We start from the raw sequence: 24,538 nt of genomic DNA on the forward strand, positions 1-24,538 counted from the left end.
AGAGACTATATCGCCTATGATGCTTGCAGTTTGAATGCCTTAATGCGTTGAAGGTGAGAAGAAATACTTTTAAATTTATGGGATTGCGTGTTATCCCACACAATATTATAAAATTCTGTTAGCTCTTCCTGAGAGGCTTGATTATCCAATACTTCATCCTGAGTGGAAAGGATCACCAAACAATTTCCTGTATTTTTTTTACGAAAATTTTCTACACATTTAGTCGCAATATCGAAATACTCTTCTGGCCGATCAATTTTATCTGCCATGTTATTTTCAGGATGTAAATTAGGATTCAACATGACTTGGCGAATGCCGCACAGAAAACCAATCCGTTCTGCCCAGTATGCTCCTAATCCAACACCACAAATTAGTGGTGTTTTATCCTCACTTTGCTGAATAGCTTTGTGCACTTCTTTTAATAAATGCTGCATATCGTGGCGCGGGTGCAATGTGCTGTAACTGATAAACCGAACATCAGGATCAATAAATTGCAATTGCAAAATTTTCTCATGATTACCTGGGCTCGTTGAATCAAAACCGTGTAAATAGATGATCATGGTCTATTCCTTAAACGTGATAAGTACGATACGTTTTTTTCATGGATTATTGATGCATAACGTTACGCACATCGCTTATGCATACCACTGTTATGTATACTGCTATGGCTAGTTAGCGTGTAATTTATCTTTATGATCTTGCCAGCGCACAGCCAAATTCTGTAACTGTTGATGGCTATTTATCCAACGAGTGGAAGCCTCTAACTCAGTTTGTATTAGCGCAGGTTTATGCAATAAATGCACAATACGCTCAGAGCGAGTCAGTGGTAAACGGTCAAGTACTTCAACAGCACCTTGCCGATTATTGCATACGAGCAGCATATCGCATCCTGCCCTGAGTGAAGCCTCTGCCCGCTCGGCATAACTGCCCATAATCGCAGCACCTTCCATTGACAGATCGTCAGAGAAAATCACACCATCAAATTGCAACTGCTTTCGCAACACCTCTTTAAGCCAAAACTCAGAACCACTTGCAGGGCGAGCATCACACTCAGTATAAATGACATGAGCAGGCATCACTGCATCTAAACGCCCTTCCTGATTAAGCTGGCGGAATAGCGCCATATCGTGGTTCATGATCTCTGCTTTACTGCGATTATCATGCGGAGTCTCTTTGTGCGAGTCAGCAAGTACTGCACCGTGCCCTGGAAAATGTTTACCCGTAACGCTCATGCCTGCACTGTGCATACCATCAATATAACTGCGAGCAAGATCCAGTGCTTTTTGTGGGTCATCGTGAAATGCCCGATCACCAATTGCCGCACACTGATGCCCTAAGTCAAGCACAGGCGCAAAGCTAAGATCAATATCCATTGCCAACAGTTCAGCGGCCATCATCCAGCCACTTTCAAAAGCCAACGATAACGCCTGTGGCCATGCATTTAAAGCAGCAAAAGATTGCGGAGCGGGTAAGCGAGTAAATCCTTCACGAAAACGCTGAACGCGCCCACCCTCTTGATCAACAGCTAACAGTAATGGGCGTTGTACAGTTTGGCGAATATCTTTAATTAAAGCCTGCATTTGTGCCCGATCGTGATAATTACGCGCAAAAAAAATCACGCCTCCAACAAGTGGGTGACGCAAAATATCTCGTTCTTCTGCATCAAGCTCATAACCAAGCACATCAAGCATGACTGGGCCCATGGTGTTTCTCCTGTAATTACCTGCATCTAACGTTGATTGTGTATCAGAGTGGAAAAAATTTATCGTAATGCCCTATTTGGCGGAAGCAGCTAGTCATCTGGCAAATATAGAGGGGATCTGTGTTAAGTTTTTATGTCTTAACGTATGTTGATACTGCCTAGCCCACGTTGCATACTGCGATTCACCTGTTTGCCCAAAACGTACTTCAAACCATAATAACGTGAGAAAATGACACCATGGCCGCCAATGTGCCATATCCTCTAACAGTAGCGATTGTATTTGTTGATCTGGCAAATAGTATTGTAAAAACACGTGTAACTGTTCCACACTAAATTGGTTTGCATCACACAAAAAAAGCATTTCACATGCAAGAGCATTTACTGCGGCGTATTCCCAATCGATGAGTGCAAGCCCTGTTGATGTTAATACCATGTTAGCAGGGTGCAGATCGTGATGAGCTAGGATTGGCATGCTCAAACAAGGTGGTTTTTGTACTGAAAATGCGTTGTATAGTTGTTGTAAATCGGATGTTTTTCGTGACGATACTGTGTGTTGCCAGTACAAAGCTAAACGCTGCTTGATATCAAAGACAGGAACACTCTGTTTAAGCAACATTGGTGATAATGACAATGTGCAGTGATGGACAGCTTGAAGACACGTTGCTAACTGCTGTAAACCCTGTTTATGTTGTAAATAATCAACAGGGCAAATATTACCGATAACCCACGTTAAAATACTCCACTGTGGGCTATCATAAAATAGTGTTGGTGCTCGATAGGCTGTATGGGGGTCTATGGCTAAATATCGCAACACTTGTTGCTCTTGAGTCCGACAAATCCCCAATTGTTTAGCATGCTCACCACCTCTACGCGCCACGAACAGAGTATTATTTTCAAGTCGGATCTGAAAACTGCCCCCAGATAAGCCCATCAATGGCACAACCGAACTAACTTTTAGGTTATGCCAGCAAGGTAAAGCAAGAATCTGCAATATGGGATCGTCGGTTATCAACATACCTTATCCATACCCGTTACCATATATGCCAGCCTAGAAAAACGCACAGTGCAGACTTATTTTTTGGTACGCACATATAACCGAAAATACTCTGCATTCAGATCGGTTGCCACTGCATGAATACGGCCAATCTCATTCGCTAATACGGTTAATGTATGCCAAAGTGTGCTATCACTATCAATTTCCAGCCCCTGTGCGTTGTACCAGTAAAAACGGTACTCCAACAATTTCGCCGTTTTTTGTTGGTTTTTAATCACTACTTGTACAGTTAATCGCTGGTTTTTTTTAGTTGAATCAATACGCTCAACCTTAATGACATGGCTAGAGTCTGCATCTGCAACAACGACTTGCTGTTGCTGATCGATCTTAAAACCAGAAGTTGTCGCTGTACAACCTGACAATACCACGCATGTCAATACAATTAACCCAACAAGTCGCCCAAAACAACGTATCAATGTGTATTCACCGTTGTACTTAATAGTGGCCCTAACACCTGCCCACCAACAAGGTGCATGTGGATATGATAAACCTCTTGCCCACCGTGACGATTGCAATTCATTATTAAACGATAGCCATCATCCGCAATACCTTCTGTTGATGCAATTTTAGCTGCAACAGTAATCATTCGGCCGAGTGCTTTTTCATCTTCAATCGTCACATCATTGGTTGTTGCAATAAGGTGATTAGGTACAATTAAAATATGGGTTGGAGCTTGTGGATTTATATCACGAAATGCGGTAACTAACTCATCTTGATACACGACATCTGCCGGGATTTCACGACGAATAATTTTACTAAAAATAGTCTCTTCAGCCATATCTATACTCCTTTATTACGTTAGGCACTGCGTACACTATATTGCTGACACTATTGTACTGCAACTGTAGTGATATTTAAAAATAACAATAATATACTCACAATATCATATCGTAAGGATCACCATTTATAGCACACTACGAACATCCATTAAGTACATTCGCTTTATCATGTCATCACACAATATTAAAGCCACAAACCCCAAGTCACAAAAATGTATATATCTCGCAACATGATAACTATTTCGTTATCTGTCTCGAAAAAGAAATAACATATTGCAGTTATGATTTAACACCCAACGTCATTAGCCGATAGACCACATATTAGACATTGATGTTACTCCTCTCTTTTTGCGGTGTTGAATTTTATGGATAAAAAAAATAACGCGTCAGTCATTCGCCATATGGCAATCAGTTTCATTGTTATTGTTGGTGCATTTATTGCTGCAAGTTTATTTTCACTCGATGTTGCTGGACGTTTAAAAGATAGTCTTGATGTTGTCATAAAAAAAGCCATTCCTGTTACAGACACCTCATCAGAACTTACGCTTAATTTGCTGACAATGGATAATGCACTCACGGGTTTTATTGCAAATCAAAATGCCACATTGATTGCACATTATCAGCAAACATTTGATCTTGGTCATCAGCAATTTCGCCAACATATTGAATATCTCGATCAGTTGATTGACTCAACCTTGTCTGTAAAAACACTAGCTCTCGCGTCAACTGAACACTCAGGTAATACACAACCTGTAGATGCTGAAAAGATTATGCAATTGAATCATCTTGAACAACGTTATTCTACGCTTGCGAGCACAACATTTACCCGTTACGAACAGATACTTCAAGGCCGCCAGAACTTAAATCAAGCTGTTCAAGCGTTCCAAAATAAAAAGCTTGAATTACAATATGGGCTAAAAGCATTGATTGATAATAGTAATAATAATGTACTCAAATTAACCAGTGAGTCTTTTTTCAACAGCTTACGTGAAGTGGATAACACCACATCAGAGGCGTTGCTCACAAAGGATATTACAAGCATTGAAGCTGCTATCAAAAAAAATAAAATGAATGTTGTCCGACTCAATTACTCTTTTAAAGCACTCGCCACACAAGAGCCTATATTGCACGAACGCTATGGTGAACTGTTTCAAGGTTTTTTAACTGATGCAGGGCGTAAAGATGGTGTTTTACAACAACATGATAACTTTACCCGCAGTGAATATGCCGTCGATCAAGATATCACTGAATTATCTAAATTGATGAAAAGTGCATTAGCACTCCTACAAGCATTACGCCAACAATCTACTGAACAAGTGACAACGCTAACCGAGCAAGCCAATAATAACTATACTGGTGGTTTTTGGTTTTCTATCACAATTTCAACGATTGTTGTTCTACTTGCTACCCTTACAGGTTGGTTTTTAGCTCGTTCAATACGTAAACCAGTACACACTATTTTGCAAACACTGCATGATCTTGAATCAGGTAATATGACAAGTCGAATTAATACAATCTCTAACAATGAGTTTGGTTTAATTGCTAATCATATCAATACAATGGCAACACGATTACACGATATCCTCGAACAAATTGGCCATGCATCAACACAATTATCACATGTCACTTTACTTAATCAGGCTAACACAACCAATGCACATACCGCAGTAGAATCACAACGTGAACAAACAACCAGTGTCGCTACCGCAATGGCAGAAATGGAACACTCAGTAAAAGAGATCGCTCGCAGTGTTAACCACACGCTTGATCAAGTGCTCATACTCGAACAGACTGTGGTACAAAGTGATAGTTTAGTACAAAACAACATCAGCACGAGCCAACAACTCTCTTCTCGGCTCACTCATACCTCCTCTGAAGTTAAGATAGTTGCCCAAATGAGTGAGCGAATCGGTTCAATTTTGGACGTTATTCGCAGTATTGCCGATCAGACTAACTTGCTGGCGCTTAATGCCGCTATTGAAGCAGCCCGTGCCGGTGATATGGGCCGTGGTTTTGCCGTTGTAGCCGATGAAGTGCGTGTATTAGCAAAACGCACCACGGACTCAACCGGACAAATCGAAAAAATGATCACTGAATTACAAACCAGTACACATACTGCACTGAGCAATATGGATAACTGCCTTAATGATATGTCTTTGAGTGTCAATCAAACCAGCCAAACCGGTAATGCAATGAAAATTATTCTTGATGGGCTTGGCCAAATCAGCGATATGAACGCGCAAATAGCCAATGCAGCTACAGAACAAGAAGCCACATCAACAGATATTGCCCGCAATTTAGAAGAGATATTGCGTTTAGCTGATCAAAATTTTCACAGTATTGAAAAAATAGCGGGAAACAGTACTCAACTCGAAACTCTAGCTACTTCACAAGAACGGCTCGTTAAGCAATTTACACTATGATCTCATTTATATTACGATCTAATTTACATTGTGATTAACCTTTTACAAGGTATATGTAGACAACGATATGGGCACATAAATATACAGATCTCTTATTGATCAAATCACTCTCTTTCGGCATACACACCATGAATATGTGTATGTCGAACATCCCTTCAAAATAAACAACTTGTCATGTGGAAATTCGGTTACTGCTAATTCCCGTTACGAAACATTTCCAGTATAGTAAATAACCCACGCTGGAAGGATGAAGTGATGACTAAGTTATTGATAAAAAATGCCACTATGGTCAATGAAGGCCGCCAAACACAAGGCGATATGCTCATTGAGCATGGCAGAATCAGCCATATTCACAGCAATATTTGTGCAGCAAATGGAATAGAAGTTATTGATGCTGCTGGTAAGCTGTTAATTCCTGGCATGATTGATGATCAGGTGCACTTTCGCGAGCCAGGCTTCCCTCTAAAAGGAACAATTGCCAGCGAGTCACGCGCTGCAGTTGCAGGTGGTGTTACCAGCTATATGGAAATGCCAAATGTCAATCCACAAACCACCAACCTGCAAGCACTCGAAGATAAATACTCACGGGCAGCACTCTCCTCTGTTGCAAACTTTAGCTTCTACCTCGGCGCAACTAACGATAACCTTGACGAAATTCGTCGCCTTGCACCAGAGCAAGCCTGTGGCGTTAAAATCTTTATGGGCGCATCAACGGGTAACATGTTGGTTGATAATGCAGATACTTTAGCGGCTATTTTTGCTGAAAGCCCTGTGCTAATTGCAACACACTGTGAAGATACTCCAACCATCAAGTTGCTAGAAGATGAGTATCGTACCCGTTATGGCGATAACATTCCTGCACATGAACATGGCTATATTCGTTCAACTCAGGCGTGTTTAAAATCCTCGACTCTGGCTGTGGAACTGGCAAAAAAACACGGTACTCGCTTACATGTGTTACACATAACAACAAAAGAAGAGCTGGCGCTGTTTGAAGCGGCTCCCACATTAGAAGCATTACGCAACAAACAGATTACTGCCGAAGCTTGCGTCCATCATCTTTTTTTTAATGAGCAAGACTATGACCAATTAGGTCATCTGCTCAAATGTAATCCAGCAGTCAAAACACGTGCAGATCAGCTCGCCTTGCAAGATGCCGTACGTCAGGGTGTTATTGATATTATCGCTACCGATCACGCCCCCCATACATGGGATGAAAAGCAAAACACCTACTTTAATGCCCCATCAGGGTTGCCATTAGTTCAACACCCTTTGCTAGCACTGTTGGATCTGCATAAACAAGGTACATTAAGCCTTGAAATGTTAGTACAAAAAACAAGCCATGCTGTTGCTGAACGATTCCAACTGCAAGACAGAGGCTACCTTCGTGAAGGTTACTGGGCCGATTTAGTTTTAGTTGACCCAAATACACACTTTAGTGTGAATAAAGAGAATTTATTTTACCAATGCGGTTGGTCACCGTTTGAAGGTCACACTTTTCCTGCTCGCATAGATACTACTTTTGTCAATGGTCAAATTGTTTTCCGCAATGCAGCACATACCGGTGTACGCCCAGGTCAGCGTCTTAGCTTTAATCGCCGTTAATTTTCGAAAAACAGTTAATTAAATTACCTAAAATCAGCACAAACACAAAACAACGAAAATAAAACGAAAAACATAAAAAAAGAAAAAGGGAGCAAAAGCTCCCTTTTTTGTACAAATACAACACTGATATAACTACGTTATCTATCAATAGATAACATTAAATAAACAACATCAATTGCTGCTCATGTAGATATCCATATCTGTTTTCAGGTTGTCTGACTTAGTACCAAAAATTGCTTGGACACCTGAACCTGCAACAACCACACCTGCAGCACCTAACTTCCTCAAGCCAGCTTGGTCAACTTTTGCTATATCAGCAACTCCTACACGTAAGCGAGTGATACAAGCATCTAGGCTGGTAATATTTTGCTTGCCACCAAACGCAGCAACCAATGCTTGCGCCATTTCTGAACCTGATGCAGTTGTACTTGCAGCTGTTTCATCTTCACGGCCTGGTGTTTTCAAATTCAATTTCACAATCGCGACACGGAAAACAATGTAGTAAATTGCGGCATAAATTGGGCCAACAATAAAGAACATCCAACCATTTGTAGACAGGTGGTAGAACAAGCCAAAGTCAATTGCACCGTGTGAGAATGTCATACCGTGCTTCATGCCCAGCAAAATCAGCAGAACATACGCTGAACCTGCCAACAGAGCATGAATGATATACAGCACAGGTGCAACAAACATGAACGCAAATTCAATCGGCTCAGTAATACCAGTTAGGAATGAAGTCAGTGCCGCTGAAATCATGATACCGCCGATTTTTGCACGGTTTTCAGGTTTCGCAGTATGCCACATGGCGATAGCCGCAGCAGGTAGCCCCCACATTTTAAACATATAGCCACCCGCCATGTTACCGGCAGTTGGATCACCCATCAGGTAACGCTGAATTTCACCGGTAATCCACTTACCACCTTCAGCCAAACATGCAGGCTCTGCAGTAATAGCAGCAACAACTTTACTGTTGATAACACAGGTTTCACCGGCTTGATAGAAGAACGGTACGTTCCAGATATGGTGTAAACCGAACGGAATCAGTGAACGCTCAACAACACCATAAATACCAAATGCCAAAGCCGGATTTTGGTGTACAGCCCAGTTAGAGAATGCCTGAATAGCTGCACCTACCGGAGGCCATACCACAGACAAAATCACACCTAAACCAATACAACTAAACGCTGTAATAATAGGAACAAAACGCTTTCCGGCAAAAAAACCAAGATAATCAGGTAGTTGTATTCGATAGAAGCGGTTAAACATATATCCTGCTAACGCACCCGCCAGAATACCACCGAGCACCCCCGTATCGATTTTCTCAACACCCATAACACCGGCCATTACAGTCAGTGTCGCGGCCATAACGCCATAACCAACTGTTGCAGCCAATGCAGCAACACCATCATTATTGGTAAAACCTAATGCTACACCAATAGCAAATAGCAACGGCATTTGGCCAAATACAGAACCACCTGCCTGCTCCATAATGTTAGAAACTATCTCTGGCAACCAACTAAAGTTAGCAGCACCAACACCGAGTAAAATACCCGCAACCGGTAAAACCGATACGGGTAACATCAACGCTTTACCTACTTTCTGTAGGCCAGCAAAGGCATCCTTTATCATGTGATTCTGTACTCCTGAGTGAGTTTATTATCGTTACATTTTTTGTTAGCCATTGATATGGCAAGTTAAAAGCTGTGTTGTAATCTAACGGTATAATAGAAAATAAAGTCGGCGTATTGTTTGACGACGGTCAGATTAAAACAAGCTCAAACAGCACTACGTATCATTTTTTTTAGCTAGATCACATCATCAACCTGCAAAAAAAACCAACTAGCATCACAAAATAAATATTTCAGATAACGAAGTAATTATTCAAGATAAAAAATGTTTTGTATACATGATAGAATGTGCAATTAAAATCTTTAAAAAGTAATTTATTTTAAGCTTTAAAGTAATGATTACAAAAAGAAGCGTAAAGTTATTTTTTTTTGTAAAAAAACAAATTCCTACACTTTTTCAACATAACTCTATGGTTAAGTGCATTGACAATATATTGAAAGTACAACTTCCTTTCTTTCATTAAGCATAATATAGAGTTCACCAGCATGCGAACCTATCGGCACACTTAACCTCTAATACTTTACCCTTATAAAAACAGCTAAAAACTATAATGGCCTGTTTTTAATACAAAAAAACCACATCGATTAAAACGCCCTACTGCGTAATTTAACCGTGTGGTTTTAATAAAAAGTCAAAACAATCAGCTTGAAAAAGAAACACAATGTAACGTTAAGTTAAACAGCTTACTTATCAAATTCATCGCTATGCTGTTTACCTAAACCATATTCTCGCAATTTATTTGCAATTGCAGTATGTGAAACGCCCAAGCGTCGAGCTAATTTACGTGTACTTGGATAACTTCTATACAACCGAGTCAATACCGAACGTTCAAAACGTTTAGTAATATCATCTAATGAGCCCATTAATTGATCATCTGCAACGTTTACTTCAGCCTCAAGCTCTGGAAGATCAATACATTGAGGTGTTATCATATGTCCATCAAGCTGACTCAATGCTCGGTAAATAGCATTGCGTAACTGTCTAACATTTCCTGGCCATGTGTATTGTGTTAAAAATGGCATCAACTCAGGTACAACAATAGGTTGCTCAATCTGCATTTCATGAGCAATCTGTACCATGAACATCATTGCTAATTCCGGAATATCTAACTGACGTTCCCGTAAAGGTGGAATTGTTAATGTTAGAACATTTAAACGGTAGTAAAGATCTTCACGAAAAATACCTTTGTGTACTAAATCAAGTAAATTGTGCTGTGTTGAACAAATCACTCGAACATCAACACTCACCTCGTGATCTTCACCTACCCGCCGAAACGTACCATCATTGAGAAAACGCAATAATTTAGCCTGCATCTGAGATGACATTTCACCAATCTCATCTAAAAAAACAGTACCACCGTTTGCTTGTTCAAAAAAACCTTTTTTACTCTCCACGATGCCAGGATATGCGCCTGGTGCATGGCCAAACAACTCACTTTCAGCAACAGAATCAGGTAATGCTGCACAATTTAAACCTAAAAATGGCTGGTTTCCACGCATACTTCGTAAATGACACGCACGTGCAAGCATCTCTTTTCCTGTTCCTGTCTCACCCTCTATTAATAAAGGCGCATCGAGCATAGAGAGTTTTTTTGCTTGCAGGACAATTTGCTTCATTTTTGGACTATAAGCCAAAATATGAGCGAAACTATCTTCATCATGCACATGTATTGGCTTTAATTCATAATCTCGTTTTGCGGATGAACGCAACATGAGTACTGCACCTGCCAATAAAGGTTGCTGTGGATTATCATCATGCGTGATATACACAGGAGTAAGATCCATCAAATACTCTTGCCCACGCACTTTGACATGTTCAGCAATACATGCAACCGGTTCATCTTGCTCAAACCAACGGTGAAAATGAAAACCAGATAGTAGCGTTTGAATACTTTCATCATGTAGCTGCGTTTCACTCATCGCAAAAAGAGCTAACGCAGCATGATTAGCTAAGTCAATATGCCCTCGGACATCTACTGAAAAAACAGGATCAGGAAGAGCATGAATGAGTGCCTTTAATTCAGTATGCTCACGTTCAACAGGCATAAAACGAACTTTACGTACATCAGTGACTCCGACTATTCGCCGAATTTCTGTCATCAAACTTCTAAAGTTTTCAAAATCAATTTCAGGGAAGCTAAGATAAATTCGCCCACAGATATCAATTTCAATACCACGAAGATCAATTCCTCGCCCTACCAGTAAATCAAGCAACTCACGTGTTAGCCCAACGCGATCTTCACAAAACACTTCCAGCCGCATATCTACCTGACCTTTACGATGTTTAGCTTCGTATATAGTCAATAATACCCCGCTATGTGCAGTAGATGAAGATACGTGTCATTATTTCTTGACAGAGATACCCCTAACCAAAGAATGTCCACACTTAAGTGATAACAATAAATAGATAAACATCATATAGTTAGATACAGCATAGCTCTCAAACATAGTTACATATTTCTATCAAAGAACAGCAACAGTTACCTAATAAAATGCTATTTATTACGAATATTTAGATAAATTTAGTGTTAAAGAGAGCTTAAAACACCTTATTTTTGGTGATCTAAATATTTAATTATATCAGCGTGTAAAGATTCTGGTGCAGTTTGAGGGGCGTAACGTTCAACTACATTCCCCTTTCCATCAAGCAAAAATTTTGTAAAGTTCCACTTAATTACAGTAGTTCCTAACACACCTGGTCTTTGTATTTTTAACCAACGGAAAAGGGGATGGGATCCTCCACCATTTACTTCTACTTTTTGCATAATAGGAAACGTAACATTATAATTTGATGTACAAAAATGTATAATCTCATCAGCTGCTCCCGGCTCTTGTTCGCCAAACTGATTACAAGGGAAAGCCAAAATCTGTAATCCTAATGAAGAGAGTTCTCGATATAACGCCTCTAATCCCTCATATTGTTGAGTAAAACCACACCGACTTGCTACATTAACAATCAGCACTACTTTTCCTTTCAATGATTGCACATCAAATGGATGACCGGTCAACTCGGTTAACTCAAAATCATATAACGATGTCATTAGTTACCTCCTTTAACGCGCCTCTCTAGTTTTAGCACAATGATTCATCTTTAACAGAACATTACTTACACAAATTAAATTTTATGTGTATACAAAACCTAACCTTAGGTGTCTTACGCTATAAAATACAGTGACCAATCCAGCAGCCTCATTTTTACAACAAAATTTATCGACATTATTCGCAAGTTCTACTAATTTGTTGCAACCCTGACTACGAGTTTATTCGTGTATTTGCATGTTAACTTTTTATATTACAATTATAGTGTTAAGTGCACAGCCATAAGCGCCCAATAAGTTGCACTCTACCTTTTATTTTGCTGCTTTGTGAAAAATTGAGATCACTGTATGACTGAACAGCCTAGAAAACCTGAAGGTGTGCTATTACTGCGTACCTTAGCAATGCCTGCTGATACCAACCCTAATGGTGATATTTTTGGTGGTTGGATTATGTCACAAATGGACATCGGAGGCGCAATTCTAGCAAAAGAGATAGCCCATGGCCGTGTTGTCACTGTTGCAGTAGATGGTATAACCTTTCTTAAACCCGTAGCTGTTGGTGATGTTGTCTGTTGTTACGGTAAAGCGGTGCACATTGGTAATAGCTCAATGAAAATTAGAATGGAAGTATGGGTTAAAAAAGTATCTAGTGAACCAATCGGTCAACGGTACTGTGTTACTGAAGCTATTTTTACTTATGTTGCCGTTGACTCTAACGGGCTAGCACGTTCTGTACCTAAAACACAAAATCCTGAATATGATTTGGCGATATCAACCATAAATAAGTAATATCATATTTAATAAATACGATTTAACATATCGTACAATCTTAATTGTGTTATACAATAAAGCCGATAGCTTTTATTTATTATCGGTTTTATTTATGAATGACAAATGTGACGCTATACACAATTTAACAAGGAAATAATGCAATCAATTGAAATATTCATTTATTTTAATTGTTAATAAAGCATTAATGAATATTTTTTGCTTCATACTATAAAAATAGGGATACTCATGTCAAACACCTCAGTAATAAAGTACACTATTTCTGATTTGGCAACTGAATTTGAGATTACTCCTCGCAGTTTACGTTTTTATGAAGCAGAGGGTTTACTGACACCTACACGGCAAGGCTTAACGCGAATATATAGTCGACAAGATCGGACCCGGCTACAATTAATATTACGAGGGAAAAGATTAGGGTTTAGTTTAAGTGAAATAAAAACATTATTTCACTGGTATGACTCACCTAAAAACAACAGAGTTCAAATAAGAAATATGCAAAATTTAATTGAAGATAAAAAAATACTACTCAAACAACAACTCAATGATATACACATTATATTGAATGAATTAAATCATGCTGAAAATATTTGCATAAAAGCAGCCAATCAAATAACAAAAAAATAATCCACCTATATTTTTATCGCACGCCAAAAATATGTCGCCAATAAAATGACGATTTACATGTAACATCGTTATAAAGCAATGAACTTGTCAAATCACTATGTGCATAGATCACCTATGGGTGTGATCTTGCGCAAAGACAAACCCGCTTTATCTATTTAAAATTCGCCTCGCACTGCTCCTATCGCTTACATATAAATAAACATTCAACGCAGGAAGCAACATGTCTTTTTCTCTTAAAACAAGATTACTTACTTGTAGTCTTAGCGCCGTTGTGATTATGGCTTTTTCGCTTGTTGTTATTTCCAATTATAAAGTAAGCAATGATGCTCTTAATAATGCAAAAATAGAAATTAAACGCTTAGGTTCAACCTATGCAACAAGTGTTAGTGATTGGATTTTAAACAAGGGGTATGCTCTCTCTGCATTAAAAAAATCATTAGCAAACGCTCCTAGTACCCATATTGTTTCAGCCATTCAACAAACTCACGAAAGTGGTTCATTTAGCCTAACTTACTATGGCACAACAGAAGGCCTAATGTACCGTCAAGATCCAAGTTTAAACAGAGCAGATTATGATCCCCGCGAACGACCATGATTTAAACTTGCTAGTCAACACAATCAGTTAAGTATGACTCCGCCATATTTAAGTGCAACTCAAAACGTAATGGTTGTGACAATGGCTGAGCCTGTTTATCAAAATGGTCAATTAATTGGCGTTGTAGGCGCTGATCTTTCACTAAAGCAATTAGTGAAAGAAATTATCTCTATGGATATTCCTGGTAATGGTTATGCTATATTAATTAATAAAGATGGTTTAATTGTTGCCCACCCAAACCAATCTGTATGGCAAAAAAACATCAGCAGTATCTATCCTTCTTTATCACTTGACTATATTGCATCACTAGAAGCATCAAACTCAATTAATAAGATTAATGTTTCAGGTGAAGATAATTTGGTCTATGCGATAAAAATCAAAAATACTGACTGGTCACTCATTTACATGATAAACCCAAAGGTTATATTGAGCCATACTACCCAACTTATCTACCAACAAACAACAATTGCAATTGTATTACTTATTATATCCAGCTTATTCCTTACTCTTGTATTTAAGCAACAATTTAAAGATCTTGAGCGTGTATCGAAGGCCATTAATGATATAGCAGCAGGAGAAGCCGATCTAACTGTTAAAATCACAACGAAAAATAAACATGATGAAATAGGAATATTAGCCTCAGGGTTTAATTTGTTTGTTGCAAGATTACATACCATGGTTAACCGATTAACCATAATTACTCATGATTTAACGGAACAATCATCTAGCACATTCAACTCTGCCAATAATAACAGTATTGCTCTATCAACCCAGCAAGATGAAATTACAATGGTTGCTACTGCGGTAACTGAAATGGCCAGTGCAACGCAAGAAATTGCTACTCATGCTGAACAAACGGCTAATACTGCACAAAATGCAGTTGCCCTCTGCACTAAAGGGCAACATCAAGTGCACCAAAGCCAGAACTCCATTCGTGAACTAGCAAATGAAGTCTCTAGCACCAGTGATATTATTAGCGAACTAAACCACAATGCACACGCAATCAGCTCTATTCTTGCCACGATTACCGGTATTGCAGAGCAAACAAATCTACTTGCACTAAATGCAGCTATCGAGGCTGCACGAGCAGGAGAACAAGGCCGAGGATTTGCTGTTGTAGCAGATGAAGTTAGGGTTCTTTCGCAACGCACCCACTCTTCTACACAAGAAATTCAAAATATGATAGAAACTTTACAGCATACTACATCACGAGCAGTTTCAACTATGGCAAACAGCCATTCATTAGCAACGACCAGTGTCAATGATGCTAATTCAGCCAGTGATAGCTTACAACAAATTAGCTCTGCTATTGCAGGTATATCCGATATGGCAAGCCACATTACAACAGCAGCAGAAGAACAAACCTCTGTCACTGCAGAAATAAATACAAACACAGAGTCAATTCGTGAGGTTTCTACTGTTTTATCACAAGAATCACAATATTCAAGCACACAGGCCAAACATCTTGCAATATTAACTCAACAGCTAAATAGCGAAGTTCAGCAATTTAAATTGTAATCTATTTTATAAACATAAAGTCAATAACGAAAAAGGTACGCTTAATAATTACGCGTACCTTTTTTATATGTTGATAGTTATGCTCAACATTCAGATTCTATTACAATAGCAATCATTCAGTTTATTACTCGTATTATAGTATCGGGATAATCCTTGCTATTGAAACTAATGTTAATAATGGCTGAGGATAAACACCAAAAATTAATACTAACAGTGCTGACAATAATAACACGACGCCTCCAGCACTCATTGCCCAATTGTCTACTGTATCACGTGCTCTAACCATTTGCGGGGCTAAATACAGTGCAATCATCACGCGTAAGTAGTAATACAAACCAATAGCACTCCCTAAAACAATAGTACCCGTTAACCACCAACTTTTTGATTCTACTCCTACAGCAAGAACATAAAACTTACCAATAAAGCCAAGAGTTAATGGGATACCTGCTAGTGCTAACATCATAATAGTTAATACAGCAGCTAATACTGGTCGATGCCAAAATAAACCACGATAGCTATATAATAAATCAGCATCACGGCCACGATATGGGCTAGAGATTAAACTTACTACACCAAAAGCACCTAGTGCTGTAAGCACATAAGCCACTAAATATACAACAACAGACTCCTCAGGCATTGCAATATTTTTTGCTGCTACCACAGCAATCAACACATATCCAAAATGTGCAATTGAAGAGTAACCCAACATACGCTTAATATTATTTTGCATTAGTGCTGATAAGTTACCAAAAAGAATAGATAACACAGCTAAAATGCTCAGTACTTGCTGTACTGCAAAGTGATTAGCAGCAGGGGTACTCAATAAAAATCGTAAAAATACCGCAAATATAGCGACTTTACCTGCTGTAGCAATAAAAGTAGCAACCGGTGCTGGAGCACCTTCATAGATATCTGGCGTCCATAAATGAAATGGGGCTAAAGACAGTTTGAACGCAAATCCAACTAACATCATACCAAATCCAGCAAGTAGCAATGGCTCATGTAACGTATGGTTTTGTAGTGAGGACCCTATATCAACAAAAATCAAACTTCCAGTTTCTGCATACACTAATGCCATACCAAACAAAATAAACGCAGAAGCAGCAGCAGAAAGCACCATATATTTAATGCTGGCTTCTAATGATCGCTTTTCTCGATAGCTATAGCCAATCAAACCAAATAGTGGTAATGAAATTAATTCTATCCCAATAAATAATGCAGCTAAATGACGAGCTCCTGCTAATACTAATCCACCACAAGACGCAATCAGTAATAGAAGATAAAACTCCTCTTTATTATCAGGATAACCTTGTAACCATAAGTATGCAAAAGTACAACTAGCTAATGTTGCAATTAGAATAAGAGCAGAAAAAAACAGACTAAAGCCATCAAATTGTAATAGTTGTGTAACTTGCTGCGCAGGTATGTGTGAGCTGAACAATGCAGATAATAGGGCTAAATTTAAACCAATCACTGACACTGTTGCTACATAAAAGTGTTCACGTTTCCATGCAATAACCATCATCACAATAAGTGCTGTTAGTCCGGTAATAACTAACGGTAGCTCAACAATAAGTGACTGTAGTGGGAACTCCATGATCTACACTCCATTCACAGGAATTAAATTAAACCAGTACTCAACATTGAGCATCACTTGCGTTGTGGTATCTAAAATTGGCTGAGGGTATACCCCTAACAATAATAGTAATGATGCCAATAAAAGAATAATCAAGAACTCTCTTTGGCTCATTTCTGCTAAAGGCGAATTTGCTTTAGTTGGCCCATAAAATGCACGTTGAATCATAATTAACGAATATACTGAAGCTAACACTAAACTAAATGTTGCAACCACTGCTACTTTAGGCGTAAGTTGATAATTTCCTAATAAAATTAAGAACTCACCAATAAAGTTTCCTGTACCTGGTAGCCCAAGTGATGCTGCAGCAAAAAACAGTGATAGCGCAGGAAGATAACGAACTCGCCCCCATAACCCTCCCATTTCACGTAAGTCACGTGTATGTAAGCGTTCATAAATTTGGCCACACAGAATAAACAACCCTGCAGCTGATAATCCATGAGCAATCATTTGAACAACAGCGCCTTGCAAAGCAAGTGTTGTTCCTGAGTAAATAGCAATAAGCACAAACCCCATATGGGATATACTGGTATACGCGATTAAACGTTTAATATCTGTTTGTGCAAATGCCAGTAGTGCGCCATAAAATATGCCAACCAAACCCAACGACATAGCAATAGGTGCAAAATTAGCTGATGCTTCAGGAAAAAGCGGTAAGCTAAAACGTAATAAACCGTATGCTGCCGTTTTAAGTAAAATACCTGCCAAATCAACAGAACCAGCAGTAGGCGCTTGACTATGGGCATCAGGCAACCAACCGTGTAATGGCACTATTGGCATTTTCACAGCAAAAGCAATAAAGAAGCCTAACATCAATACATATTCAATGTTTTTAGTCATTGGAGTATGCAGCAGTGCCTCATAACTAAATGTCATTACTCCTGTAGCTTGATAATGCACAAAGACTAAAGACAATATCGCAACAAGCATTAATAGCCCGCTTGCCTGTGTATAAATAAAGAATTTTGTAGCCGCCGTAATTCTTGTCTTACCATCAGAGGCTTTATGCCCCCATAAAGCGATCAAAAAATACATGGGAACTAACATCATTTCCCAGAAAAAGAAAAATAGAAAAAGATCAATAGATAAAAATACACCAATTACACCACCTAAAATCCACAATAAATTTAAGTGGAAAAAACCTAAGTGCCGTTGAATCTCTCTCCATGAGCACAATACAGCTAATACACCGAGTAAACCCGTGAGTATGACCATTAGCAATGATAAGCCATCAAGAGCTAAATGCAGTGAAATGCCAAAACGAGGTATCCACGGCAATTGATATTCAACTTGCCATTGTGGAACACCATTTATAGCCGATAGCGTAAAATCCTCTGTAATCCATAAATATAAGGCTAATCCTAGTGTTAACCCCATAGAAAACAATGCAATCCAACGTGGCATTAAAGACTGGCCGCGTTCAACCAGCCAACATAAAAAACCACCCATAAAGGGGATAAGGATGAGCCACAGTAGTGTCATGGCAGATAGAATCCATTCTAATTAAAACAACACCAGCAACGCTAAAATAAACAGCGCACCGAACCCTACTGACGTTACGTACCAGCGTAACTGCCCTGTTTCTGTAGATACAACGAGCTTATTCCCTTGCCGAGTCACCAGCATGAAAATATTAAGCACTCTATTTAGTGGGTCTGCTTGTAATTTCTGCGTAACAAGTAAATAAGGCTTTACAAAAATATGATCGTACAACCAATCAAAACCCCATGCATTCAACCATAAAACAGCTAATTTTTGGCCTAGCGCAGAGTGCGCCATCTTATTCACCCGATGACGATCACCTAAAAATAAAGTAGCAGCAATAACAATACCCACCAATGCCACCAATGCCGAAATAAGCTCAAGTTGATGTTTCGCACTAAAATCAGACACTGTTTCATTTATAGGTAATACCCCCGCTAATGGAGGCGTAATGAGTGCACCAATAAATGTTGATAACAGCATTAATATGCCCAATGGTAAATAGTAACTCACACCTTTACCTGAATGCGCATCAATACTGGTTGGGCCATGAAATACAATAAAAATCAATCTGAACGTGTAAATAGAGGTAAGTAATGCCCCTACTAAACCAGCAAGTAACAACCCAATGTGATTAGAAGCGAGTGCTTGCCACAAAATTTCATCTTTACTGTAAAAACCTGCGGTAATAAAAGGAAGCGCTGAAAGAGCTGCTCCACCAACCAAAAAGCAAGCATAGATGAATGGCAGTGATTTACGTAAGCCCCCCATTTTATAAATGTTTTGCTCATGATGACAGGCAACAATCACCGCACCGGCAGACAAGAACAGTAACGCTTTAAAAAATGCATGCGTCATCAGATGAAAAATTGCCGCATCCCACGCCATCACACCCAGCGCTAAGAACATATAACCAATTTGACTCATGGTTGAATATGCTAAAATACGCTTAATATCCGTTTGAACCAGCGCAGCAAAACCAGCTAATAACAGTGTCACAGCACCGATAATACCCACGAGATAAAGAACATCAGGTGCTAATAAAAATAGCTCATGTGTTCGGGTAATTAAATAAACACCTGCCGTCACCATTGTCGCGGCATGGATCAGAGCAGAAACGGGCGTTGGACCAGCCATTGCATCAGCTAGCCATGTTTGCAAGGGGAGTTGAGCAGACTTACCCACTGCACCACCGAGTAACATCAATGTTGCAAGTGTAATAGGCCACCCACCTTGCTCTAATTTTTGTGGTGCCAGCGTAACAATTTCATGAATATTTAACGTGCCGAGTTGCTGGTATAAAATAAACAAACCAATAGCTAAAAACACATCACCCACACGGGTTACCACAAAGGCTTTTAATGCCGCCGCTCCATTTTTACTGTGCTGATAATAAAATCCGATAAGTAAGTAACTACACAGCCCTACACCTTCCCAGCCTAGATATACAAACAATAAATCATTACCTAAAACCAGAAAAAGCATACTGGCAATAAATAAGTTTGTATAAGCAAAAAAGCGAGAGACCCCCTCTTCACCACGCATATACCAAGAGGCAAAAAGATGGATAAGGAATCCCACACCAGTAACTACCGACAACATAGTCAGTGATAATCCATCTAAATAGAGAGATAAATTAACGTTTAAATCACCAACCGAAAGCCAATGCCATAAGGATTGAGTGTATATTCCCCCTTCAGGATATACACTAATAAAGTCATAACCAACATAGGCAGCAATCAATGCAGATAAACCGACCGAGCCAACGCCGATCACAGCACTGATGTTCTCAGTTAAGCGACCAGCAGAAAAAGCCAGAATTAAAAAACCTAGCAATGGAAATACGACTGTCAAAAATAAGAGATTCATCCGCGCATCTCGCTTACGACATCAACATCGAGGGTATGATGGCGCCGGTACATCTGTAACAGCAATGCCAATCCAATACTTGCTTCTGCTGCGGCCAGTGTCACGATAAAAATATACATCACCTGCCCATCAGCCTGCCCCCAATAGCTCCCAACAACAACAAATGCTAATGCAGCGGCACTCATCATTATTTCTAAGCTCATCAGAATAAACAATAAGTTGCGTCTTATCATCAGCCCTGTTAAACCAAGGGCAAATAGTGCGCCGGATAGCAATAATCCATGCTCAAGAGGTATATCCATTATCTCTTGTCTCCTTGTGAACGGTTTATTGCACTGTCTGCTGCTTTATTTTCACGTCCTAAATGATAAGCAGAGACAACACCGGCCAGTAATAATAAAGATGCTAGCTCAACACCTAAAACATACGGCCCAAACAGTGATATTCCTACCGCTTTAGAGGGGACGTCATAACTACCGATAACACCGCTACCTAAACTGCCTATAGCAATAGCGATAATCACTAAAAGTAAAGCAGATAAAATAGCGGGGCCTATCCAGACTCTTGGTTTTAGCCACTGTTTTTCTTGGTCCTCTGATGTGCCAATATTAAGCATCATGACGACAAAAACAAATAAAACTAAAATGGCACCGGCATAGACAATAATTTGAACTGCTCCTGCAAACTCAGCTCCTAGTGTGAAAAACACCATGGCAACTGACAGCAATGAGATAATCAAATATAGCAATGCATGCATTGGGCTGCGATTGCTGATAACTCGAAATGTGGCGATCAGCGCAATAGCACCTGCTGCATAAAAAGGGATATTCATTCTCTCTCTCCTTATGGTAACAGGCTTTTAATGTCTATCGGTTGAGCTTCATCTTGTGCGCTACCTTTTGGTTTACCTGCTATAGCTAAACCTGAAACCCGATAGAAATTATAATCAGGATATTTTCCTGGCCCAGAAATCAGTAAATCCTCTTTTTCGTATACTAAATCCTGTCTGCGGTATTCACCCATTTCAAAATCAGGTGTTAATTGAATCGCTGTCGTCGGACAAGCCTCTTCACATAAGCCACAAAAAATACAACGTGAAAAGTTAATACGGAAAAACTCCGGATACCAACGGCCATCGGATGTTTCAGCTTTTTGTAGTGAAATACAACCCACCGGACAGGCTACGGCACACAAGTTACACGCAACACAACGCTCCTCACCATCAGGATCTCGTGTTAATACTATCCTTCCGCGATACCGAGGAGGTAAATAAACTGACTCTTCAGGGTATTGCAATGTATCGCGTTTACGCCACGAGTGTGCAAATACCATCCATAAACTTCGCAACTGAGTGCCCGTACCAATGATAATTTCTTTTAACATCTTTATCGTCCTTGGTGATGCTAGTTTATTGGGCGTTATATAAAACAACGGCACCGGTCACAATTAAATTAAGCAACGTGAGCGGCAGGCAAAATGTCCAGCCAAATGTCATGACTTGATCATAACGAGGCCTCGGTAATGACGCACGTAGTAGAATAAAAAACATAACAAAAAACGCAGTTTTCAAGACAAACCACACAATGGGTGGAAAAAATGGCCCTAACCAACCACCAAAGAATAATGTGACCAATAAAGTAGAGACCAGCAAGATACCAATATACTCACCGACAAAGAACATACCCCATTTCATACCAGCATATTCAATATGGTATCCATCAGCTAACTCTTGCTCTGCTTCAGGCTGGTCAAAAGGATGACGGTGTGTGACTGCAATACCTGCGATAAGAAAAGTCACAAATCCAAAAAACTGCGGCACAATAAACCAAATATCTTGCTGTGCAGCAACGATATCTCGCATATTAAATGAGCCAGTTACCGTAACGATCCCCATTAAAGAGAGCCCCATAAAGACTTCATAACTTAATGTTTGTGCCGATGCACGTAAACTTCCCAGTAATGAGTATTTGTTGTTACTCGACCAACCCGCAAATAACACTGCATAAACAGCGAGACCTGCCATCGCAAAGAAAAACAAGATACCAATATTCAGATCAGCAACGCCCCATGTCGGTGTTATCGGAATAATGGCAAACGTGAGTAAAAACGCCCCCATTGCAATGAGTGGCGCAAGGATAAAAATAAGTTTATCGGCAAAAGGAGGGATCCAGTCTTCCTTAAAGAACATTTTAATCATATCAGCGGCAATCTGAAACAGACCAAACGGGCCAACCCGATTAGGGCCATAGCGATCTTGCCATAACCCAAGCAACCGCCGTTCAATGAAGCTCATGAATGCACCGCAACCGACGACTATTAACAATATCGCAATTGATTTTAATACAGAGCTAATAATCAAAACCGTCTCAGGAGAGAAACTCATCATAATACGGCCTCCTGAATGCCTGTAATATACTTCCCTAATAAACTCAAGGGTAACCCTTCAAAACCGACGGGAATAGAAACAATACCTTGCGTTAAATGTGGGCTAATTCTAATAGGTAGACGGTAGTAGTTATCATGCCAAGTAAACGAAACGGCACTGCCTTGATTAACACCTAATAGTTGTGCATCAGCATGACTTAATCCCATTGATGCAGTAGAGATCCGTGACTGAATAACACCCACTCGTTGTGACAATTCATCACTGCCAAAAATATGATAATCAGCAACAACCAACCATTTATTTTTCTGAGCAGTAATGTTTTTTATTCTTGCAGGATACAGAGCAATAGTCGCCGCATCAGGGTTCGGATTAATCAAACGCAGACCGGGATCACCAGCTTTTAATGATCCTCCCACCTCTTGCTGAAACTTATTCCACGCTTGTGGTGAGTTCCAACCAGGTGACCAAGCAAACGGGATATCCGGATATAACTCTTTGGTACCGGAATACCCTTCCATTGAAAATGAAAATGGTGTTCCGCTGTCTTGAGGAACTCGAGGCTCATGCACGCTAATATTGGCTCTTAATGCCGTACGGCCACTGTAACGATGCGGTGAACGAGCCAGTTTCAAACTGCGGATACGAAAATCAGCTTTTGGTGCGGCATCAGTAATTGATCGTAAAGCGGGTACAGAATCAGCACAATGTTTTAATAACGCATCAAAATCAGCCCATTGTATCGTTCTATCCGTTATTTGACTTTTTAGCGCACTCAGCCACTGCCAACTTTCATTGACTAAGTTTGCATCAGAGTAATAGGCCGGTGAGTAAACCTGATAAAAACGCTGTGCACGCCCTTCGTGGTTGACTACTGTGCCATCAGCTTCAGCAAAGCTGGCTGCCGGCAACACTAAAGTTGCGTTATCAACAGTCGCGGTATGCTGATGATCTATCACTATCACTGATTGCAATGATTTTAGCCCGTTAGTCACCACATTGGCGGCAAACGTTCTATACAGATCGCTTTCAAGAACAATGGCTGTATCAATGCTCTCTGTGCTGATACGGGTAAAAGCATCATCCAGTGGTTTTGCCCCTAGCATAGTCAGCCCTAAGCTGTTCACTTCTGGAACAACCAAGCTCAATCCAACCTGTGGTTTATGCTTTTTCAATGCCATCGCGATATTCGCACTGGCTTGAAGCAGTGTTAAAGACCCTGCAGATGTACCCGAAATAATCAGTGGTTTTTTCGCATTAAGCAAAATATTAGCAACATCAGCTATATCAGCTATATCAGCTATATCAGCTATATCAGCTATATCAGCTATATCAGCTATATCAGCTATATCAGCTATATCAGCTATATCAGCTATATCAGCTATATCAGCTATATCAGCTATATCAGCTATA

General features: G+C 39.7%; 22 protein-coding genes and 1 pseudogene. 7 read left to right on the plus strand and 16 right to left on the minus strand.

What is annotated here, in order from left to right; all coding sequences use genetic code 11:
* Nucleotides 1-14: 14 nt before the first annotated feature.
* The 5 genes from ycfP to hinT form a co-directional block, all read right to left on the minus strand.
* The gene (gene ycfP, locus ACRC53_RS05175) at nucleotides 15-560 is read right to left on the minus strand and encodes an alpha/beta hydrolase YcfP (RefSeq protein ID WP_438642468.1); all 546 of its coding nucleotides are present in this window, start codon (nucleotides 558-560) and stop codon (nucleotides 15-17) included.
* 108 nt (nucleotides 561-668) lie between these two features.
* Nucleotides 669-1,703, minus strand: a complete 1,035-nt coding sequence (gene nagZ, locus ACRC53_RS05180; RefSeq protein WP_438642469.1) for a beta-N-acetylhexosaminidase — start codon at nucleotides 1,701-1,703, stop codon at nucleotides 669-671.
* Between the two features lie 93 nt (nucleotides 1,704-1,796).
* Nucleotides 1,797-2,717: a phosphotransferase gene (locus ACRC53_RS05185; protein ID WP_438642470.1), complete on the minus strand. Its 921-nt coding sequence runs from the start codon at nucleotides 2,715-2,717 to the stop codon at nucleotides 1,797-1,799.
* Between the two features lie 56 nt (nucleotides 2,718-2,773).
* On the minus strand, nucleotides 2,774-3,172 hold the full coding sequence (locus ACRC53_RS05190) for a YcfL family protein (protein WP_438642471.1): 399 nt from the start codon (nucleotides 3,170-3,172) through the stop codon (nucleotides 2,774-2,776).
* Nucleotides 3,169-3,534 (minus strand): purine nucleoside phosphoramidase, encoded by a 366-nt coding sequence (gene hinT / locus ACRC53_RS05195; RefSeq protein WP_438642472.1) that lies wholly within the window; start codon nucleotides 3,532-3,534, stop codon nucleotides 3,169-3,171. The genes ACRC53_RS05190 and hinT overlap by 4 nt, the downstream gene beginning before the upstream one ends.
* Nucleotides 3,535-3,900: 366 nt before the next feature.
* Here hinT and ACRC53_RS05200 point away from each other — a divergent pair, with 366 nt between their 5' ends.
* Nucleotides 3,901-5,958: a methyl-accepting chemotaxis protein gene (locus tag ACRC53_RS05200; RefSeq protein ID WP_438642473.1), complete on the plus strand. Its 2,058-nt coding sequence runs from the start codon at nucleotides 3,901-3,903 to the stop codon at nucleotides 5,956-5,958.
* Nucleotides 5,959-6,213: 255 nt separating this feature from the next.
* A complete protein-coding gene (locus ACRC53_RS05205; protein WP_438642474.1) occupies nucleotides 6,214-7,563 on the plus strand; it encodes a dihydroorotase in 1,350 nt (449 codons plus the stop codon).
* 171 nt (nucleotides 7,564-7,734) lie between these two features.
* Here ACRC53_RS05205 and ptsG read toward each other — a convergent pair whose 3' ends face one another.
* From ptsG to ACRC53_RS05220, 3 genes are all read right to left on the minus strand, one after another.
* A complete protein-coding gene (gene ptsG / locus ACRC53_RS05210; RefSeq protein WP_438642475.1) occupies nucleotides 7,735-9,192 on the minus strand; it encodes a PTS glucose transporter subunit IIBC in 1,458 nt (485 codons plus the stop codon).
* Nucleotides 9,193-9,875: 683 nt separating this feature from the next.
* Nucleotides 9,876-11,453, minus strand: coding sequence for a transcriptional regulator TyrR (gene tyrR, locus ACRC53_RS05215; RefSeq protein ID WP_438642500.1), 1,578 nt, complete (start codon nucleotides 11,451-11,453; stop codon nucleotides 9,876-9,878).
* A 287-nt stretch (nucleotides 11,454-11,740) separates the two neighbouring features.
* Nucleotides 11,741-12,232: a glutathione peroxidase gene (locus ACRC53_RS05220; protein ID WP_438642476.1), complete on the minus strand. Its 492-nt coding sequence runs from the start codon at nucleotides 12,230-12,232 to the stop codon at nucleotides 11,741-11,743.
* A gap of 345 nt (nucleotides 12,233-12,577) precedes the next feature.
* On the opposite strand from ACRC53_RS05220, the gene yciA reads away from it, so the two are divergent.
* The 5 genes and pseudogenes from yciA to ACRC53_RS05245 all read left to right on the plus strand — a co-directional run bounded on the left by yciA (nucleotide 12,578) and on the right by ACRC53_RS05245 (nucleotide 15,755).
* Nucleotides 12,578-13,018: an acyl-CoA thioester hydrolase YciA gene (gene yciA, locus ACRC53_RS05225; RefSeq protein ID WP_438642477.1), complete on the plus strand. Its 441-nt coding sequence runs from the start codon at nucleotides 12,578-12,580 to the stop codon at nucleotides 13,016-13,018.
* A gap of 228 nt (nucleotides 13,019-13,246) precedes the next feature.
* Nucleotides 13,247-13,642, plus strand: a complete 396-nt coding sequence (locus tag ACRC53_RS05230; RefSeq protein WP_438642478.1) for a MerR family transcriptional regulator — start codon at nucleotides 13,247-13,249, stop codon at nucleotides 13,640-13,642.
* A gap of 220 nt (nucleotides 13,643-13,862) precedes the next feature.
* Nucleotides 13,863-14,237, plus strand: a complete 375-nt coding sequence (locus ACRC53_RS05235; protein WP_438642479.1) for a hypothetical protein — start codon at nucleotides 13,863-13,865, stop codon at nucleotides 14,235-14,237.
* Between the two features lie 12 nt (nucleotides 14,238-14,249).
* Nucleotides 14,250-14,630: pseudogene (locus tag ACRC53_RS05240) on the plus strand (cache domain-containing protein); the annotation flags it as partial.
* Nucleotides 14,631-14,642: 12 nt separating this feature from the next.
* Nucleotides 14,643-15,755, plus strand: coding sequence for a methyl-accepting chemotaxis protein (locus ACRC53_RS05245; RefSeq protein ID WP_438642501.1), 1,113 nt, complete (start codon nucleotides 14,643-14,645; stop codon nucleotides 15,753-15,755).
* A gap of 133 nt (nucleotides 15,756-15,888) precedes the next feature.
* On the opposite strand, the gene nuoN is transcribed toward ACRC53_RS05245, so the two are convergent.
* From nuoN to ACRC53_RS05285, 8 genes are all read right to left on the minus strand, one after another.
* Nucleotides 15,889-17,352: an NADH-quinone oxidoreductase subunit NuoN gene (nuoN, locus tag ACRC53_RS05250; protein WP_438642480.1), complete on the minus strand. Its 1,464-nt coding sequence runs from the start codon at nucleotides 17,350-17,352 to the stop codon at nucleotides 15,889-15,891.
* 3 nt (nucleotides 17,353-17,355) lie between these two features.
* Nucleotides 17,356-18,873, minus strand: coding sequence for an NADH-quinone oxidoreductase subunit M (nuoM, locus tag ACRC53_RS05255; protein WP_438642481.1), 1,518 nt, complete (start codon nucleotides 18,871-18,873; stop codon nucleotides 17,356-17,358).
* 21 nt (nucleotides 18,874-18,894) lie between these two features.
* Entirely contained in the window at nucleotides 18,895-20,742 is a 1,848-nt protein-coding gene (gene nuoL / locus ACRC53_RS05260; RefSeq protein ID WP_438642482.1) for an NADH-quinone oxidoreductase subunit L, read from the minus strand.
* Nucleotides 20,739-21,044, minus strand: coding sequence for an NADH-quinone oxidoreductase subunit NuoK (nuoK, locus tag ACRC53_RS05265; protein ID WP_438630226.1), 306 nt, complete (start codon nucleotides 21,042-21,044; stop codon nucleotides 20,739-20,741). The genes nuoL and nuoK overlap by 4 nt, the downstream gene beginning before the upstream one ends.
* The gene (gene nuoJ, locus ACRC53_RS05270) at nucleotides 21,044-21,574 is read right to left on the minus strand and encodes an NADH-quinone oxidoreductase subunit J (RefSeq protein ID WP_438642483.1); all 531 of its coding nucleotides are present in this window, start codon (nucleotides 21,572-21,574) and stop codon (nucleotides 21,044-21,046) included. Before nuoJ ends, nuoK begins: the two co-directional genes overlap by 1 nt.
* An 11-nt stretch (nucleotides 21,575-21,585) precedes the next feature.
* On the minus strand, nucleotides 21,586-22,125 hold the full coding sequence (gene nuoI, locus ACRC53_RS05275) for an NADH-quinone oxidoreductase subunit NuoI (RefSeq protein WP_438623120.1): 540 nt from the start codon (nucleotides 22,123-22,125) through the stop codon (nucleotides 21,586-21,588).
* Nucleotides 22,126-22,150: 25 nt separating this feature from the next.
* The gene (nuoH, locus tag ACRC53_RS05280; protein WP_438642484.1) at nucleotides 22,151-23,128 is read right to left on the minus strand and encodes an NADH-quinone oxidoreductase subunit NuoH; all 978 of its coding nucleotides are present in this window, start codon (nucleotides 23,126-23,128) and stop codon (nucleotides 22,151-22,153) included.
* A partial coding sequence (locus tag ACRC53_RS05285) for a molybdopterin-dependent oxidoreductase (RefSeq protein WP_438642485.1) occupies nucleotides 23,125-24,538 on the minus strand: 1,414 nt, incomplete at its 5' end. The genes ACRC53_RS05285 and nuoH, both read right to left, overlap by 4 nt.

It is taken from the genome of Plesiomonas sp. (assembly GCF_051652165.1).
In the GTDB taxonomy this organism is placed as follows: domain Bacteria; phylum Pseudomonadota; class Gammaproteobacteria; order Enterobacterales; family CAMTGL01; genus Plesiomonas.

Coding starts and splice junctions, on each gene's coding strand:
- ycfP (WP_438642468.1), bottom strand. CDS start 560: ATGATCATCTATTTACACGGTTTTGATTCAACGAGCCCAGGTAATCAT.
- nagZ (WP_438642469.1), bottom strand. CDS start 1,703: ATGGGCCCAGTCATGCTTGATGTGCTTGGTTATGAGCTTGATGCAGAA.
- ACRC53_RS05185 (WP_438642470.1), bottom strand. CDS start 2,717: ATGTTGATAACCGACGATCCCATATTGCAGATTCTTGCTTTACCTTGC.
- hinT (WP_438642472.1), bottom strand. CDS start 3,534: ATGGCTGAAGAGACTATTTTTAGTAAAATTATTCGTCGTGAAATCCCG.
- ACRC53_RS05200 (WP_438642473.1), top strand. CDS start 3,901: ATGGATAAAAAAAATAACGCGTCAGTCATTCGCCATATGGCAATCAGT.
- ACRC53_RS05205 (WP_438642474.1), top strand. CDS start 6,214: ATGACTAAGTTATTGATAAAAAATGCCACTATGGTCAATGAAGGCCGC.
- ptsG (WP_438642475.1), bottom strand. CDS start 9,192: ATGATAAAGGATGCCTTTGCTGGCCTACAGAAAGTAGGTAAAGCGTTG.
- tyrR (WP_438642500.1), bottom strand. CDS start 11,453: ATGCGGCTGGAAGTGTTTTGTGAAGATCGCGTTGGGCTAACACGTGAG.
- ACRC53_RS05220 (WP_438642476.1), bottom strand. CDS start 12,232: ATGACATCGTTATATGATTTTGAGTTAACCGAGTTGACCGGTCATCCA.
- yciA (WP_438642477.1), top strand. CDS start 12,578: ATGACTGAACAGCCTAGAAAACCTGAAGGTGTGCTATTACTGCGTACC.
- ACRC53_RS05230 (WP_438642478.1), top strand. CDS start 13,247: ATGTCAAACACCTCAGTAATAAAGTACACTATTTCTGATTTGGCAACT.
- ACRC53_RS05235 (WP_438642479.1), top strand. CDS start 13,863: ATGTCTTTTTCTCTTAAAACAAGATTACTTACTTGTAGTCTTAGCGCC.
- ACRC53_RS05245 (WP_438642501.1), top strand. CDS start 14,643: ATGATAAACCCAAAGGTTATATTGAGCCATACTACCCAACTTATCTAC.
- nuoN (WP_438642480.1), bottom strand. CDS start 17,352: ATGGAGTTCCCACTACAGTCACTTATTGTTGAGCTACCGTTAGTTATT.
- nuoM (WP_438642481.1), bottom strand. CDS start 18,873: ATGACACTACTGTGGCTCATCCTTATCCCCTTTATGGGTGGTTTTTTA.
- nuoL (WP_438642482.1), bottom strand. CDS start 20,742: ATGAATCTCTTATTTTTGACAGTCGTATTTCCATTGCTAGGTTTTTTA.
- nuoK (WP_438630226.1), bottom strand. CDS start 21,044: ATGGATATACCTCTTGAGCATGGATTATTGCTATCCGGCGCACTATTT.
- nuoJ (WP_438642483.1), bottom strand. CDS start 21,574: ATGAATATCCCTTTTTATGCAGCAGGTGCTATTGCGCTGATCGCCACA.
- nuoI (WP_438623120.1), bottom strand. CDS start 22,125: ATGTTAAAAGAAATTATCATTGGTACGGGCACTCAGTTGCGAAGTTTA.
- nuoH (WP_438642484.1), bottom strand. CDS start 23,128: ATGATGAGTTTCTCTCCTGAGACGGTTTTGATTATTAGCTCTGTATTA.